The organism is Acinetobacter sp. S4400-12 (assembly GCF_024129495.1).
Classification (GTDB): domain Bacteria; phylum Pseudomonadota; class Gammaproteobacteria; order Pseudomonadales; family Moraxellaceae; genus Acinetobacter; species Acinetobacter lwoffii_C.
Genome location: NZ_JAMXYB010000012.1, coordinates 54240 through 71129, shown reverse-complemented (window position 1 = coordinate 71129; position 16890 = coordinate 54240). Strand labels below are relative to the sequence as shown.

The following is a 16890-nucleotide window of genomic DNA, read 5'->3' as shown; positions in this document are numbered from 1 at the left end:
AATCGCAATGGACCCAGGTCTGCGTTTTGCGATCCGTGAAGGTGGTCGTACAGTAGGTGCTGGTGTAGTTGCTAAAGTAACTGCATAATCATAGAATAGTAAAAACAAGCTGGGGTTTAGGCTCCAGTTTGTTTTACAGGCCAGTAGTTCAATTGGTAGAGCGTCGGTCTCCAAAACCGAATGTTGGGGGTTCGAGTCCCTCCTGGCCTGCCAAGTTTTTTTTAAAGACGCTTGATGTCGGCAAAACTGGTCATATAATAAGTCGCGAAACCTACGACGAGTACAAAAATGTCGAATGATAAATCACGCGACGCATTAAGCGAAGCGGCAATTCCTCAAAGAAATAATCCTGCTGTAGATGTAAGTTCAGGTTCTCCATTGGACGTGGTTCTGTGGATTATCGCCTTGATTTTATTGGTAGGTGCGATGATGGTAAACCAATATTTACCTGCATACTGGGCACCCGCGAATGATATTTGGGTGCGTGTTGGGGTAATTTTGGCTTGTATCGTTGTGGCATTCGGTTTATTATACGCCACCCATCAAGGCAAAGGCTTTGTTCGTCTTGTTAAAGATGCACGAATCGAGTTACGTCGAGTAACCTGGCCTACCAAACAAGAGACCGTGACCACATCTTGGCATGTCCTTGTAGTTGTAGTTGTAGCAGCCATTTTATTATGGTGTTTTGACTATATTTTAGGCTGGTTAATGAAGTTTATTATCGGGTAAGAGAGCTATGAAACGTTGGTACATTATTCATGCCTATTCAGGCTATGAAAAACAAGTGATGCGTTCGCTTAATGATCGAATCCAGCGTAGCGCTGTTGCCGATAGCTTTGGTGAAGTCCTTGTTCCTACCGAAGAAGTGGTAGAGATGAAGGATGGCAAGAAACGTAAATCAGAGCGTAAGTTCTTTCCAGGCTATGTATTGGTCGAAATGGAAATGAATGATGATACTTGGCATATCGTAAAAGAGTGTCCAAAAGTCCTTGGCTTTATTGGGGGTACGGCAGAAAAGCCAGCTCCAATTACGCAAAAAGAAGCTGATGCGATTCTGGCGCGTGTACGCAATACTGGTGAAGCACCTCGTCCGAAGACGATGTTTGAACCAGGCGAAGAATTACTTGTAATTGACGGTCCATTCACTGACTTTAAAGGCGTGGTGGAAGAAGTTCTTTACGAAAAGTCACGTTTAACGTTGACGATTAATGTATTTAACCGACCAACTCAAGTTGAATTGGAATTTCGTCAAGTCGAAAAAGCAATCTAGCTGGTCTTGGTTGAAAGCGCCCGACTTTTTTAAGCTCGGGCATTGTTGTTGTAACGGTAGCGTTGCGTAAATGTTGGGGAGCCTTCATCGGCGTTTGTACCCAGAGGTAATTTGAAATGGCTAAGAAGATTGACGGCTATATCAAGCTGCAAGTTCCAGCTGGTAAAGCGAATCCATCTCCACCGATTGGTCCTGCACTAGGTCAACGTGGTGTAAACATCATGGCATTCTGTAAAGAATTCAATGCTGCTACACAAAAACTTGAAGCTGGTCTGCCAATTCCAGTCGTGATCACTGTGTACAACGACAAGTCGTTCACATTCATCATGAAAACTCCACCTGCTGCGATTCTTCTTAAGAAAGCTGCGGGTATCCAGAAGGGTTCAGCTGTACCTAACAAAACTAAAGTTGGTAAGTTGACTCGTGCTCAAATCGAAGAAATTGCGACTACTAAAGAACCAGATCTTACTGGTGCTGATTTAGACGCACGTGTACGTACCATTGCTGGTTCTGCGCGTTCTATGGGCTTGGATGTGGAGCTTTAAGACATGGCTAAATTAACTAAACGTCAAAAAGCGATCGTGGCTGCTGTAGAAGCGAACAAGGTTTACACGCTAGAAGAAGCTGTTGCAGTTTTAGAGAGCCTTCCAGCTCCTAAATTCAAAGAATCTTTGGATATTGCAGTAAACCTAGGTGTTGACCCTCGTAAATCTGACCAGGTTGTGCGTGGTGCAACGACTCTTCCTGCAGGTACTGGTAAAACTGTACGTGTAGCTGTATTCGCTCAAGGTGCTGCTGCTGAAGCGGCTAAAGCTGAAGGCGCAGACGTTGTTGGTTTCGACGATCTGGCTGAAAGCATCCAGGCGGGTAACCTTGATTTCGACGTTGTGATTGCTGCTCCAGATGCAATGCGCGTTGTAGGTAAGCTGGGTACGATCCTTGGTCCACGTGGCTTAATGCCAAACCCTAAAGTGGGTACTGTAACTCCTGACGTAGCCACTGCAGTTAAAAATGCAAAAGCTGGTCAAGCACGTTACCGCGTAGACAAAGCAGGTATTATCCACGCTGCAATTGGTCAAGTAGGTTTCTCTGCTGAAGCGGTTCGTCAAAACGTTGAGGCTTTGGTTGCTGACTTGAAAAAGTTAAAACCTGCGACTTCTAAAGGCGTATACATCAAAAAGATCACTTTGAGCTCAACTATGGGTCCTGGTCTGATCGTTGATGTGGCAAACGTTACTGCTTAATCTCGCTGATTAAGAAAGAATTTTAAAGCCCTGAAGCTGTCTCCTTCTCCCTCTGGGAGAAGGTCAGGAAGAGGGTTAAACCTCTCCCTAGCCCTCTCCTATAAGGAGAGGGGATAATTTAGGCAAACTTTGAATTGATAAATGAAAATTTATCAGCGTCAAAGACCGCGGGCGGGCGGAGTTTTATGCTCCGCTCTTAATAGCCCAGCCCGCGTAGACGCGGTGGTGTGATTTGTTCATCCTCCGCGTGTTAGTCCAGTGATGGGTTAACGAATTGGGAGTGTGCTTCGCGTAAGCACATAAATCACCGTTAGGAGGTTTTACAATGGCTCTTCTTATCGAAGGCAAAAAACAGATCGTAGCTGAAGTCGCTGAAGTCGCTTCTACTGCGTATGCTGCTGTTGTTGCTGACTATCAAGGTTTAACCGTAGGACAGTTAACTGCTCTACGTGTTGAAGCGCGTAAACTGGGTGTTGCTACACGTGTTGTACGTAATACTTTGGCTAAACGTGCTCTTCAAGATACTCAATTCAATATCTTGAATGACAACCTTGTTGGCCCAACGATCTTGGCTTTCTCAACTTCTGAAGACGACATGGGTGCTGCTGCTCGTTTGTTCGAAGAATTTGCTAAAACTAACAAAGCATTTGAACTTAAAGCTGCTGCATTTGACGGTAAGGTTTATGAAGGTGCTGAAGTTAGCGTTATCGCAAACCTTCCGAACCAAGAAAAAGCGCTTACTATGCTTGCAAACGTTCTTCAAGCTCCTATTTCGAAATTGGGTCGCCTTATTACTGCGCTCAAAGAGAAAAACGAGTCAGAAGCTGCATAAGCTTAAATCAATTTACACACCATTCAATTTCCATTTGGAGTTATTCTCATGGCTTTAACTAACGAAGAAATCCTAAACGCAGTTGCTGAAAAAACTGTTCTTGAACTTGTTGAACTTATTTCTGCTTTTGAAGAGAAATTCAACGTTTCTGCTGCTGCTGTAGCTGTTGCTGCTGCTCCTGGCGCTGCTGGTGCTGCTGCTGAAGAGCAATCAGAATTCAACGTTGAGTTGACTTCTTTCGGCGCGAACAAAGTTGCTGTAATTAAAGCAGTTCGTGAAGCAACTGGCCTTGGTCTTAAAGAAGCTAAAGATCTAGTTGAAGGCGCTCCTTCAGTGATCAAAGAAGCTGTTTCTAAAGAAGAAGGTGAAGAACTTAAGAAGAAACTTGAAGAAGCTGGTGCTACAGTTACACTTAAGTAATTTCTTAAGGGAGTCGGGTTTTTTGTAATCGGCTCCAAAAATTGGCTGATGGCTATTGGGTCATCAGCCTTTTTGCGTTACAATAATCGGCTCGATTTTTGTTTGCATGATATAAAAATCATACAAATTAAAAATAAACATAATGTACACAAACGCTTAACAATATTTTTCGGTAAAAAAATATTGTTAAGCGTTTTAATACCACTAAAAATTGCAGCATTTGTAAACAGTGGTGGCCATATTGGCCGGCGTAATTCCTTCTAAGTCCGTTCTGCAGGCGGGCTTGGTTTACACTTTCCGAGGACTCCAGATGGCATACTCATATACCGAAAAGAAACGGATCCGTAAGAATTTTGGTAAATTGCCTAACATCATGGATGCTCCGTACTTGCTCGCGATTCAAGTCGACTCGTACAGAACATTCTTACAAGATGGCAAATTACCAAAAAACCGCGAAGATATCGGTCTCCAAGCCGCATTTCGTTCAGTTTTTCCTATTGAAAGTTATTCTGGCAATGCTGCTTTAGAATTTGTTGAGTATAGTCTTGGTAAGCCTGAGTTTGATGTACGCGAATGTATTCTTCGTGGCTCAACTTATGCCGCACCAATGCGCGTAAAAATTCGTTTGATCCTGAAAGATCGTGAAACGAAATCTATTAAAGACGTACGTGAACAAGAAGTCTACATGGGCGAAATGCCACTGATGACAGATAACGGTACTTTTGTGATCAATGGTACTGAGCGTGTCATCGTGTCGCAATTGCACCGTTCACCAGGTGTGTTCTTCGACCACGATAAAGGCAAGACTCATTCTAGTGGTAAGGTTCTTTATTCTGCACGTATTATTCCTTACCGTGGCTCATGGTTAGATTTTGAGTTTGATGCCAAAGATCTAGTCTATGTACGTATTGACCGTCGTCGTAAATTGCTGGCGACTGTCGTACTGCGTGCTTTAGGTTATAGCAACGAACAGATTCTCGACATGTTCTACGAGAAAGTGCCTGTATATCTGGATATGGGCAGCTACCAGATTGACCTGGTTCCTGAGCGTCTGCGCGGTGAAATGGCTCAGTTCGATATCACTGATAATGATGGCAAAGTAATTGTTGAACAAGGTAAACGTATTAACGCGCGTCATGTTCGTCAAATGGAAGCTTCTGGCCTGACCAAGCTTTCAGTTCCTGATGAATACCTGTATGAGCGTATTACGGCTGAAGACATTGCCCTGAAAGATGGGGAAGTGATTGCTGCCAATACTGTACTTGGCCATGAAGTGATGGTCAAAATTGCTGAAGGCGGTGTGAAGCAGTTTAACATTCTGTTCACCAATGATATCGACCGTGGTCCTTTCGTCGCAGATACTTTGCGTGCAGATACCACAACTGGCCGTGAAGAAGCCCTGGTTGAAATCTATAAAGTGATGCGTCCAGGTGAGCCGCCAACAAAAGAAGCGGCTGAAAACCTGTTCAATAACCTGTTCTTCTCGTCTGAGCGTTATGACCTGTCTCCAGTAGGTCGTATGAAGTTCAACCGTCGTTTAGGTCGTCCTTACGAAGTCGGTACAGACCAGAAGTCACGTGAAGTTGAAGGCATTTTGTCGAACGAAGATATCACTGATGTATTAAAAACATTGGTTGAAATCCGTAACGGTAAAGGTGAAGTCGACGATATCGACCACTTGGGTAACCGTCGTGTGCGTTCAGTAGGTGAAATGACTGAGAACCAGTTCCGTGTAGGTCTGGTACGTGTAGAACGCGCGGTAAAAGAGCGTTTATCACAAGCTGAAACTGACAACCTATCTCCGCAAGATTTAATCAATGCGAAGCCAGTGGCTGCTGCGATCAAGGAATTCTTTGGTTCAAGCCAGTTGTCCCAGTTCATGGACCAGAACAACCCGTTGTCCGAGATTACCCACAAGCGTCGTGTATCCGCGCTTGGGCCAGGTGGTTTGACACGTGAACGTGCTGGCTTTGAAGTGCGTGACGTACACCAGACTCACTATGGTCGCGTCTGTCCAATTGAAACGCCTGAAGGTCCAAACATTGGTTTGATCAACTCGCTTTCAGTTTATGCAAAATGTAACAACTTCGGTTTCCTGGAAACACCATACCGTAAAGTCGTGGATGGTCGTGTAACAGAGGAAGTTGAATATCTGTCTGCAATTGAAGAAGTAGGCACTGTGATTGCACAGGCTGACTCTGCAGTAGATAAAAACGGTAACCTGACTGAAGAGTTCGTATCTGTACGTTACCAAGGTGAATTTGTACGAATTCCACCAGAAAAAGTGACACATATGGATGTCTCTGCCCAGCAGGTCGTTTCGGTAGCCGCATCACTGATTCCATTCCTTGAGCACGATGATGCCAACCGTGCACTGATGGGTTCAAACATGCAGCGTCAGGCTGTTCCTACGTTAATCGCTGACAAGCCACTGGTTGGTACCGGTATGGAAGCGAACGTAGCACATGACTCTGGTGTATGTGTGATCGCGAAACGTGGTGGCCGTATTGAATTTGTTGATGCTTCTCGTGTCGTTATTCGTGTGAATGAAGACGAAATGGTGGCGGGCGAAGCAGGTGTAGATATCTACAACCTGATCAAATACACGCGTTCGAACCAGAACACCTGTATCAACCAGAAAGTTCTGGTGAGCCTGGGTGATAAAGTAGGCCGTGGTGACGTGCTGGCTGATGGTCCTTCGACGGATGGTGGTGAGCTTGCACTGGGTCAAAACATGCGTGTCGCGTTCATGACTTGGAACGGTTACAACTACGAAGACTCGATCTTGCTATCTGAGCGTGTACTTCAGGAAGACCGTTTAACGTCTATTCACATCCAGGAATTATCATGTGTTGCACGTGATACCAAACTGGGTGCAGAAGAAATCACTGCTGATATTCCAAACGTGGGTGAAGCGGCTCTGTCTAAGCTAGATGAGTCTGGTATCGTTTATATCGGTGCTGAAGTAACTGCAGGTGATATCCTGGTCGGTAAAGTAACGCCTAAAGGTGAAACACAGCTTACTCCGGAAGAAAAACTGCTACGTGCAATCTTCGGTGAAAAAGCAGCTGATGTGAAAGATTCATCACTTCGCGTTCCATCAGGCACCAAAGGGACCGTAATCGATGTTCAAGTGTTTACACGTGATGGTCTGGAAAAAGACGACCGTGCTCAAGCAATTGAAAAAGCACAGCTGGACGCTTACCGCAAAGATTTGAAAGAAGAATATAAAATCTTTGAAGAAGCGGCACGTGAACGTATTGTTCGCCTGTTGAAAGGTCAGGAATCGAATGGCGGCGGTACCACTAAACGCGGCGATAAACTGTCTGAAGATGTATTGTCTGGTTTAGAGCTGGTTGACCTGCTTGAAATCCAGCCGGTAGATGAAGCAATTGCAGAACGTTTAACCCAGATCCAGGTGTTCTTGAAAGAGAAGAGCCTCGAGATCGATGAGAAATTCGCTGAGAAGAAACGCAAACTGTCTACAGGCGATGAACTCACAACGGGTGTTCTGAAAGTTGTTAAGGTTTATCTGGCGGTCAAACGTCGTATCCAGCCAGGTGATAAGATGGCGGGTCGTCACGGTAACAAGGGTGTAGTATCTAACATCCTGCCGGTAGAAGACATGCCACACGATGCCAACGGTGTGCCTGTTGATATCGTACTGAACCCGCTCGGTGTACCATCTCGTATGAACGTGGGTCAGATTCTGGAAACTCACTTGGGTATGGCGGCGAAAGGCTTGGGCGACCAGATCGACAAGATGCTGAAAGAACAGCGTCAAATTGCCGAGCTGCGTGAATTCCTGGACAAGATTTACAATAAGGTCGGTGGTAAGCAGGAAGATCTTGATAGTCTGACTGATGATGAAATCTTGTTACTTTCTGGCAACCTGCGTGCAGGTGTTCCTTTGGCAACACCAGTATTTGATGGTGCTGAAGAAGGTCAGATCAAAGAGTTATTGGAGCTGGCTGGCTTGTCACGTACGGGTCAAACTGTACTTTATGATGGCCGTACAGGTGAGCGTTTTGACCGCCCTGTAACAGTAGGTTATATGTACATGCTGAAACTGAACCACTTGGTGGATGACAAGATGCATGCACGTTCTACTGGTTCTTACTCACTTGTTACACAGCAGCCACTGGGTGGTAAAGCACAATTCGGTGGTCAGCGTTTCGGTGAGATGGAAGTCTGGGCACTAGAGGCATACGGTGCAGCATATACGCTTCAGGAAATGCTCACTGTGAAGTCGGATGACGTTGAAGGTCGTACCCGTATCTATAAGAATATTGTAGATGGTAACCATTATATGGACCCAGGTATGCCTGAATCGTTCAACGTATTGACCAAAGAGATCCGTTCTTTAGGTATCAACATTGAACTGAAAAATGGTGACTAAATAACCATTAATCCTCCTGATCCCTTAAAAAAAGGGGAGTTCCGGCGCTTAATGCGCTCTGGAGCTTCCCTCCTGTAATAAAGGGGGGACTGAAGGAGGATATTCAGTTAAAAACAATATTTGTGACCCAGTTGTGTAGCGAAAATCTCCACAACACACGGAGAAAAAAATTGAAAGACTTGCTCGATATCATGCGCAAAAAGACGGATTCAGACGGTCATGCTCCTGTAGAGTTTGACCGCATCCGTATTGGTCTTGCGTCACCAGAAATGATTAAGTCGTGGTCTCATGGTGAAGTTAAAAAACCGGAAACCATTAACTACCGTACGTTCAAGCCTGAACGTGATGGTTTATTCTGTGCCAAAATTTTTGGTCCAGTTAAAGATTACGAATGCTTGTGTGGCAAATACAAGCGTATGAAATACAAAGGCGTCATTTGTGAAAAATGTGGCGTTGAAGTAACGACTGCCAAAGTTCGTCGTGAGCGTATGGGTCACATCGAACTGGCATCTCCAGTTGCGCATATCTGGTTCCTGAAATCACTGCCGAGCCGTATCGGTCTGTTATTAGATATGACACTGCGTGATATCGAACGTGTATTGTATTTTGAATCATATGTGGTCACTGACCCAGGTATGACGCCATTTGAGAAATACCAGCTTCTGAACGATGAAGAATACTTCAATGCGCTAGAAGAACACGGTGATGAATTCACTGCGAAAATGGGTGCAGAAGCTGTTCAGGATTTGTTAAAAGACATCGATCTTGAAAACGAAATTTCACGTCTACGTGAAGAAATTCCAAACACAACGTCAGAGACCAAGCTGAAAAAAGCGTCTAAGCGTTTGAAGTTGATGGAAGCGTTTAAAGAGTCAAACAACAAGCCAGAATGGATGGTACTGACTGTACTTCCAGTACTTCCACCTGATCTTCGTCCGCTGGTTCCGCTTGAAGGTGGTCGTTTTGCGACATCTGACCTGAACGATCTTTACCGTCGTGTGATCAACCGTAACAACCGTTTGAAACGTCTTCTTGACCTTGCAGCGCCAGACATCATCGTACGTAACGAAAAACGTATGTTGCAAGAGTCTGTCGATGCGCTGTTAGATAACGGTCGTCGTGGTCGTGCCATTACTGGTTCAAACAAACGTCCATTGAAATCTTTGGCAGACATGATCAAAGGTAAACAGGGTCGTTTCCGTCAGAACTTACTTGGTAAGCGTGTTGACTACTCGGGTCGTTCGGTAATTACTGTTGGTCCAAACCTGCGTTTACACCAATGTGGTCTTCCGAAAAAAATGGCTCTTGAATTATTCAAGCCGTTTATTTTCGCGAAACTGCAAGCATCTGGCCAAGCCACCACCATTAAAGCTGCGAAGAAAATGGTGGAGCGCGAGACTCCAGAAGTTTGGGACGTACTGGCTTCTGTGATTCGTCAGCATCCAGTGATGTTGAACCGTGCGCCAACTCTTCACCGTTTAGGCCTGCAAGCATTTGAACCGATTCTGATTGAAGGTAAGGCAATCCGTCTGCATCCGCTCGTCTGTGCTGCGTTTAACGCCGACTTTGACGGTGACCAGATGGCGGTCCACGTTCCATTAACACTTGAAGCTCAGTTAGAAGCTCGTGCGTTAATGATGTCAACCAACAACATTCTGTCTCCAGCCAACGGTGAGCCGATCATCGTACCGTCTCAGGACGTGGTCTTGGGTCTTTACTACATCACTCGTGATGCAGTGAATGCCAAAGGTGAAGGCATGGTGTTCGCGGATACGCATGAAGTCAACCGCGCATTGGCAACAGGTCAGGTTGACCTGCACGCTCGTGTTAAAGCCCGTGTACATCAGACTGTAATTAATGAAAATGGCGAACGTGAACAACAAACAATTATTGTTGATACCACGCCTGGTCGCTGTCTGCTGTGGGAAGTTGTGCCAGAAGGTTTAAGCTTTGAGCAAATTAACGTGGAGATGACCAAAAAGAACATCTCTAAGTTAATCAACTCTTGCTACCGTAAGCTGGGTCTGAAAGATACCGTTATTTTTGCTGACCAATTGATGTACTTGGGCTTCCGTCAAGCGACGCGTTCAGGTGTTTCTGTGGGTATGGAAGACATGGTCATTCCACCACAAAAAGAAATTATCATTGGTAAAGCTGAAGCTGAAGTTCGTGAAATCGAACAACAGTTTGAACAAGGTTTCGTCACTGCTGGTGAGCGCTATAACAAAGTGGTCGATATTTGGGCACGTACCAACGACCAGGTTGCCAAAGCGATGATGGACAACTTGTCATTCACCACTGTGAAAAACAAACAGGGTGAAGACGAGAAACAGAAATCATTCAACTCGATCTATATGATGTCTGACTCCGGTGCCCGTGGTTCCGCAGCTCAGATCCGTCAGTTGGCGGGTATGCGTGGTTTGATGGCGAAACCGGATGGTTCGATCATTGAAACCCCAATTAAAGCCAACTTCCGTGAAGGTTTGACCGTACTGCAGTACTTCATCTCGACGCACGGTGCGCGTAAAGGTTTGGCCGATACTGCATTGAAAACTGCGAACTCGGGTTATCTGACACGTCGTCTGGTTGACGTTGCACAAGACTTGGTCATTACGGAACCGGATTGTGGCACCTTGTCTGGTCTGGTAATGACTCCATTCATTCAGGGTGGTGACGTGATCGAGAACTTGGGGACTCGAGTTCTGGGTCGTGTGGTTGCAGAAGATGTGAAGAAAGCCGGTTCAGATGACGTGATTCTGCCGCGTAACACATTGATCGACGAAAAGCTTGCAAACTTCCTGGAAGAGCAAGGTGTCGACGAAGTGAAAGTACGTTCAGTTGTATCTTGTGAATCGACTTTCGGTGTATGTGCGAAGTGTTATGGTCGTGACCTTGCGCGCGGTCATCTGGTGAACCCGGGTGAATCTGTAGGTGTTATGGCTGCTCAATCGATTGGTGAGCCGGGTACACAGTTAACGATGCGTACCTTCCACGTCGGTGGTGCGGCAAGCCGAACTTCTGCTGCGAACAGCGTACAGGTTCGTAACAAAGGTACTGTACGTTTCCACAACGTGAAAACTGTACAGCATGCCAAAGGTCATCAGGTATCGACTTCACGTTCAGGTGAAATCGGTATTGCGGATGATTTAGGCCGTGAGCGCGAGCGCTATAAACTGCCATACGGTGCGTCTATCTTGCTGAAAGATGGCGAGACTGTGGAAGCAGGCGGTATCGTAGCCACTTGGGATCCGCATACACATCCACTGGTGACAGAAGTTGCTGGTAAGATTCGCTTCAGCCAAATCGCTGACGGTGTAACTGCAACATCGAAAACCGATGATGCAACGGGTATGACCACTGTTGAAATCCTGCCAGTGACTGCACGTCCAGTATCTGGTAAAGACTTACGTCCAGCAGTGGTATTAGATACTGTTGATGGTGCCGAGCAGTTCTACTTCCTGCCACAGAACACGATTCTTTCTGTGCGTGATGGCGAAACAATTGGTGTCGGTGATGTTATCGGTCGTGTACCACAGGAATCTTCACGTACCCGTGATATTACCGGTGGTCTGCCACGTGTTGCGGACTTGTTCGAAGCGCGTAAGCCGAAAGAACATGCGATCCTTGCAGAAGTGTCTGGTATTGTCAGCTTCGGTAAAGAAACCAAAGGTAAGAACCGTCTGGTAATTACACCGGATGATGGCTCTGAAGTATATGAAGAGCTGATTCCGAAATGGCGTCAAATCAACGTGTTCGAAGGCGAGCATGTGAACCGTGGTGAAACTATTTCTGATGGTCCACAGAACCCGCATGACATTTTACGTCTGAAAGGTGAAGTGGCGTTGACCAACTACATCGTGAACGAAGTTCAGGATGTATACCGTCTGCAAGGTGTAAAAATCAACGACAAGCATATTGAAGTGATCGTACGTCAAATGCTGCGTAAAGTAGATATTACAGATGGTGGCGATACCAGCTTCATCAAAGGTGAACAAGTAGATTTCATCCGTGTAATGCAAGAGAACCAAGCTGTTCTGGCACAGAACAAGTTCCCTGCGAAGTATGAACGCCAATTGATGGGTATTACCAAAGCGTCGCTGTCTACTGACTCGTTCATCTCTGCTGCATCGTTCCAGGAAACAACTCGTGTGTTAACTGAAGCGGCTGTAACCGGTAAAGAAGATGATTTACGTGGTCTGAAAGAAAACGTAGTGGTAGGTCGTCTGATCCCGGCGGGTACAGGTTTGGCTTATCACCTCGAGCGTCGTCGTCAGGAAGCGGAAGCTGCAGAATTTGAACTGCACAATGACTTCTCTGATGTCGACCAAGCGCTAAGCCAAGCATTCAATGATGAATTTAATGGTCTGTAATTGGTCCTTTAAATAAATAAAAAAAGCCACCTCCGGGTGGCTTTTTTTATCCTTTTGTTACAAAACTCGCTTTAAGCTTTAATAAATTTCACATTTTTCCTATAGTGAAAATATAAGTACACAAATTCTTTCATTTTTCTAACGTAATAATTTACGAATAAAACCTAGGGGAATTCATCTATGAAACTTATACAAAAATTGCTGGCTCTCAGTGTATTTGTAGTGACCAGCCAAACGATGGCTGCACCGATGCCAAATACGATTGTGTTAGAAGACAAAGGTGTGGTGCCCATTGTTAAAACCCAGATTATTCGTACCATCAAAGGTCAGCAACCTGTACGCACCACGGAAGCCACGATTTTTGAAGTCTCAAATGGTGGTAAAGATCTGGTGGCGCGAGATGTAGTATTGGAAGACCAGGCTGGCCAATTTTCAGAGCAAAAAATGTCTGTACCTGTGATTCAGCCGGGTAGCATAATTGTGCCTACCTCAAAAATTGAAATAAAATCAAAGGTTACTCAAGAGGGGGTGGTGCTTGCTGAAGCTAAGGCGATTGATGCTCAAGGGGTAGAGTTAAAGAAAGGACAAGAGCCTGTGCGTAAAACGCTTCAGCTTGATCAATTCAAAGATCCAAACAGCACTGAGAGTATTACTCATGCGGTGGTTCAAGAGAATGGTACTACTACCAAGGATGTGGTTGTGCTGACAGAAGCAGAATAAGTCATCCCTACTGCTGTATCAAAAGCCTTAAACTCTTTAAGGCTTTTTGTTTACAAATTTCAGCAATAGAACTTGTAATAGTAACATTTCACTGATTTTAAGTTCATTCTTATCATCTATGCTGTAAGAAATAGCCAAAAGGACAAATCTCATGAAAAAATATATGAGTATGATTGCAATTGCCTCACTATCTACCCTGATGTTGGCAGGTTGTGAAAGCATGAGTGCCTCTGAACAACGTATTGGGGCAGCGGCACTAGGCGGTGCTATTGGTGGTGGTGTAGGTAATAGTGTAGGTGGTGGTACTGGTGCAGCCATTGGCGGTGGTGCTGGTGCGGCCGTAGGAAGTAAATCTCAAAGTGGCTCAAACCGTAATGCGACTTATAGTGGTGTCGGTGGGGCAGTGGGCTCAGCTGTGGGTAAAAGTATCTTTGGTGGAAATGCCGGTGCTGCCATTGGCGGTGCAATTGGTGGCGGTGCAGGTGCTGCGATCGAACAGGAGCGTCGTCGTTAAAACAGCGGTTGAGCAGAGCTAAAAGCGCCTTTATGGCGCTTTTATTTTATCTGGGCTTTTGTCCTGGCCAGATCATTCAGCATGAGGTTTGGATTTGCTCTGCTTGCGCCGGATATAAACTGTTTTCTGGACTTCTGCAATGCGTACACCAGATTCATCATAAATATTGAGCTGGTAATGACGATAAACTGGCTGGTGGTTGGCTGCCAGCTCAATAATCGTATTCACTTCTTCTGCAGAAATCCGGATATCGGCATGTACCGTGCCACGGCCTGGAGCCAGAAAACGAATCCAGGCTTCTTTATCCCAAACGATATATTTGGAACCCAAATGGTGCATGAGCAGCAGCATATAAAAGGGATCCACCATGGAATACAGGCTACCGCCGAAATGGACCCCCACGATATTCTGGTTCTTGCCAGTTAAGGGCATTTTTACCCGGATGTGATAATCCGCAAAGTTCATTTCATCAATCACAATGCCGGCACCCCGATAAGGGGGATAGTGATTCAGAATAAATTTGGAAATGAAAGGGAAACGCTGAATTTTTCGAAACAGGCTCATATTGATATTCATTTTTATTGTATAGCTCAGCATACTAGAACAACCCGCCTACGCCGGCATTGATAAATTACATCAATTTGTAAATAGAATGGTCAATAAAAATAAAGGAATTTGTTATGAATATATCAACCCATTGGGTGCAAACCAGTGATCAGCAACGCCTATGTGTCAAGACTTGGGGGCAGGCCGGGCAGCCCGCTCTGGTACTGATTCATGGTTATCCGGATCATCAGGCGGTATGGGAGCCGATTATTGCCTGTTTAAGCGAGAACTATTTTATTGTGAGTTACGATGTGCGTGGTGCAGGGGAGTCCAGTGTACCTGAAAAAATTCGTGACTATCGTTTGTCACGCTTAGCCCAGGACTTGCAAGAAATCGTCGACTTCGTTTTACCCGGACAGGCTTTTCATCTGGCAGCACACGATTGGGGCTCAATTCAAGCCTGGGAAGCAGTCACCAGCCCTGAATTTAAGGGGCGAATTCTATCTTATACAACCTTGTCAGGGCCTTGTCTGGATCATGCAGCTTTCTGGATGCGGAAGCAATTCAAGCAGAATCGGACAAATTTTTTAAAGCAGCTCAGCAAGTCCTGGTATATCGCTGCTTTTCAATTGCCTTGGCTGGCGCCTGCTGTCTGGAACTGTTTTAACCCGCAACGCTGGAATAAAATCGTGAGCCATTTAGAGCATCGTCATGACTTGCCTTTAAATGAGAATATTGTCAAAGATGGCAAATATGGCGTTAATCTGTATCGGGCCAATTTTTTACCCCGTTTAACCCGACCTAGACAGCGTTTTGCTATTTGTCCTGTACAGGCCATTGTGCTGCAGTATGACAACTTTGTGGGTCCGGATTTAGTCGATGAAATACAGGTTTGGGCAGAAGATTTCTCCCGGGTCGAACTGGCAGCCAATCATTGGGCGATTCTCAGCCAGCCAGAGAAAGTTGCTCATTATCTTGACCAGTTTATTCAGCAGAAATCGATTCAGGCCAATAAAATAGGGCGCGAAAAATCGTGACTGATGAAAGGATAAGGAGAGGAATTTTTATCCGGATTTTCTGATAAAATAGCCGTTTTCTCTTATTTTCAATTCATTATGTTCGCAATTCTTGCTGCTATTGGGGTCATGTTTGGACTCTCACTGGCGCGTGTGCCTGTGGTTTTTGCCTTGGTCATTGGTGCTGTTACGGGTGGTTTGCTGGCAGGCCTGGGTCTTCAGGGAACTTTAGATGCATTTAACAATGGTCTGGGTGGAGGCGCCAAAATTGCCCTGGCCTACGGTATTTTAGGTGCATTTGCCCTCGCTCTGGCACGTTCTGGACTGCCTGACTTGCTGGCTTATAAGATGATCAGCACCTTAAAAGGTGAGGTCTCCCTCAAGGCCCGAAACCGGGTGAAATACCTGATTTTCTGTACGGTCGCGATCTCGGCTATCTTCTCGCAAAATATGATTCCGGTACATATCGCTTTTATTCCGGTGCTAATTCCACCGTTATTGCTGGTATTTAATCATCTGAGTCTGGATCGCCGTTTAATTACCTGTCTGCTGACCTTTGGTCTGGTCGGTACCTATATGCTGGTTCCGGTCGGTTTTGGTGCCATCTTCCTGAATGATATTCTGGGTCAGAATATCAATACCTTTGGTAAGCCTTATGGTTTTGAGATCAGCTATGATCAGATCCCAAGAGCGATGGCGATCCCGGTCTTCGGGATGTTTGTGGGCCTTCTGGTGGCCATGTTTATCAGCTACCGCAAGCCGCGCTATTATCAGGATATTCATGTCGAAGAACAGCAGAGTATTTCGGGTGAATTGGGAATAGCAGAGCAGCAGGTCAAGCCGGAAATTTCAAAATTTACCATCTGGATGGCAGGCCTGGCTGTTGTTGCTACTCTGGCCGTACAGCTATATTCCGATTCAATGATTCTGGCGGGTCTGGTCGGTGTGGCGATTTTAAGCTGTGCCGGTATCTTTAAATGGAAAGAAGCGGATGATGTGATTATTACCGGTATGCGCATGATGGCGCTGGTCGGCTTTATCATGATTGCTGCACAAGGTTTTGCCGCGGTGATTGACGCGACGAACCAGATTCCCGCTCTGGTTGAAGCATCGGTCAACTGGATTGGTAACAGTCAGGCTCTGGCTGCCTTTTTGATGCTGTTGATTGGTCTGTTGATTACCTTGGGGATAGGCTCTTCATTTTCGACTGTGCCGATTCTGGCGATCATCTATGTGCCACTGTGTATCCAGTTCGGCTTTAGTCCTGCTGCCACCATTGCTCTTATTGGCACTGCGGCTGCGCTGGGAGATGCAGGTTCTCCAGCCTCAGACTCGACTTTAGGACCAACCTCAGGCCTGAATATGGATGGTCAGCACGATCATATGAAAGACAGTGTGATTCCTACCTTTATTCATTTTAATATCCCTTTAATCATTTTTGGCTGGATTGCCGCCATGATCCTGTAAAAGGGTTTAAATCTGCCCTAATTGATTTAGGGCAGATTTTATTTTAATTTTTAAAATGCATTTTAAATATATCTTTAAGTTTTTTTAATTAA

General features: G+C 45.5%; 13 protein-coding genes, 1 tRNA gene and 1 pseudogene. 14 read left to right on the top strand and 1 reads right to left on the bottom strand.

What is annotated here, in order from left to right; genetic code table 11:
* The 12 genes and pseudogenes from NI461_RS07230 to NI461_RS07175 all read left to right on the top strand — a co-directional run.
* Window positions 1-88 (top strand): annotated as a pseudogene (locus NI461_RS07230) (elongation factor Tu); the annotation flags it as partial.
* Between the two features lie 49 nt (window positions 89-137).
* Window positions 138-213 (top strand) — tRNA-Trp (locus NI461_RS07225).
* A 75-nt stretch (window positions 214-288) separates the two neighbouring features.
* Window positions 289-729, top strand: a complete 441-nt coding sequence (gene secE / locus NI461_RS07220) for a preprotein translocase subunit SecE (RefSeq protein ID WP_151207427.1) — start codon at window positions 289-291, stop codon at window positions 727-729.
* Window positions 730-736: 7 nt separating this feature from the next.
* Window positions 737-1270, top strand: a complete 534-nt coding sequence (gene nusG / locus NI461_RS07215) for a transcription termination/antitermination protein NusG (protein WP_151204493.1) — start codon at window positions 737-739, stop codon at window positions 1268-1270.
* A 116-nt stretch (window positions 1271-1386) separates the two neighbouring features.
* Window positions 1387-1815, top strand: coding sequence for a 50S ribosomal protein L11 (gene rplK, locus NI461_RS07210; RefSeq protein WP_151204492.1), 429 nt, complete (start codon window positions 1387-1389; stop codon window positions 1813-1815).
* Between the two features lie 3 nt (window positions 1816-1818).
* Window positions 1819-2514, top strand: a complete 696-nt coding sequence (gene rplA / locus NI461_RS07205) for a 50S ribosomal protein L1 (RefSeq protein ID WP_151204491.1) — start codon at window positions 1819-1821, stop codon at window positions 2512-2514.
* 325 nt (window positions 2515-2839) lie between these two features.
* A complete protein-coding gene (rplJ, locus tag NI461_RS07200; RefSeq protein ID WP_151204490.1) occupies window positions 2840-3346 on the top strand; it encodes a 50S ribosomal protein L10 in 507 nt (168 codons plus the stop codon).
* A gap of 48 nt (window positions 3347-3394) precedes the next feature.
* Window positions 3395-3766, top strand: coding sequence for a 50S ribosomal protein L7/L12 (gene rplL, locus NI461_RS07195; RefSeq protein WP_151204489.1), 372 nt, complete (start codon window positions 3395-3397; stop codon window positions 3764-3766).
* A gap of 310 nt (window positions 3767-4076) precedes the next feature.
* Window positions 4077-8165 carry a DNA-directed RNA polymerase subunit beta gene (gene rpoB, locus NI461_RS07190; protein WP_151207425.1) on the top strand — a complete coding sequence of 1363 codons (4089 nt, stop codon included), beginning with the start codon at window positions 4077-4079 and terminating at the stop codon, window positions 8163-8165.
* A gap of 170 nt (window positions 8166-8335) precedes the next feature.
* Window positions 8336-12535 carry a DNA-directed RNA polymerase subunit beta' gene (gene rpoC / locus NI461_RS07185; protein ID WP_151207423.1) on the top strand — a complete coding sequence of 1400 codons (4200 nt, stop codon included), beginning with the start codon at window positions 8336-8338 and terminating at the stop codon, window positions 12533-12535.
* 180 nt (window positions 12536-12715) lie between these two features.
* The gene (locus NI461_RS07180; RefSeq protein ID WP_151207421.1) at window positions 12716-13255 is read left to right on the top strand and encodes a hypothetical protein; all 540 of its coding nucleotides are present in this window, start codon (window positions 12716-12718) and stop codon (window positions 13253-13255) included.
* 151 nt (window positions 13256-13406) lie between these two features.
* Window positions 13407-13769, top strand: coding sequence for a DNA transfer protein p32 (locus NI461_RS07175; protein WP_151207419.1), 363 nt, complete (start codon window positions 13407-13409; stop codon window positions 13767-13769).
* Between the two features lie 72 nt (window positions 13770-13841).
* On the opposite strand, the gene NI461_RS07170 is transcribed toward NI461_RS07175, so the two are convergent.
* A complete protein-coding gene (locus NI461_RS07170) occupies window positions 13842-14333 on the bottom strand; it encodes a DUF4442 domain-containing protein (protein ID WP_171480680.1) in 492 nt (163 codons plus the stop codon).
* A 116-nt stretch (window positions 14334-14449) separates the two neighbouring features.
* Between NI461_RS07170 and NI461_RS07165 the strand changes: the two genes are divergently transcribed.
* Complete coding sequence (locus tag NI461_RS07165; protein WP_253156870.1) at window positions 14450-15352, top strand: alpha/beta fold hydrolase; 903 nt, start codon at window positions 14450-14452, stop codon at window positions 15350-15352.
* Window positions 15353-15430: 78 nt separating this feature from the next.
* Entirely contained in the window at window positions 15431-16798 is a 1368-nt protein-coding gene (locus tag NI461_RS07160) for a Na+/H+ antiporter NhaC family protein (protein ID WP_151207413.1), read from the top strand.
* Window positions 16799-16890: the final 92 nt, after the last annotated feature.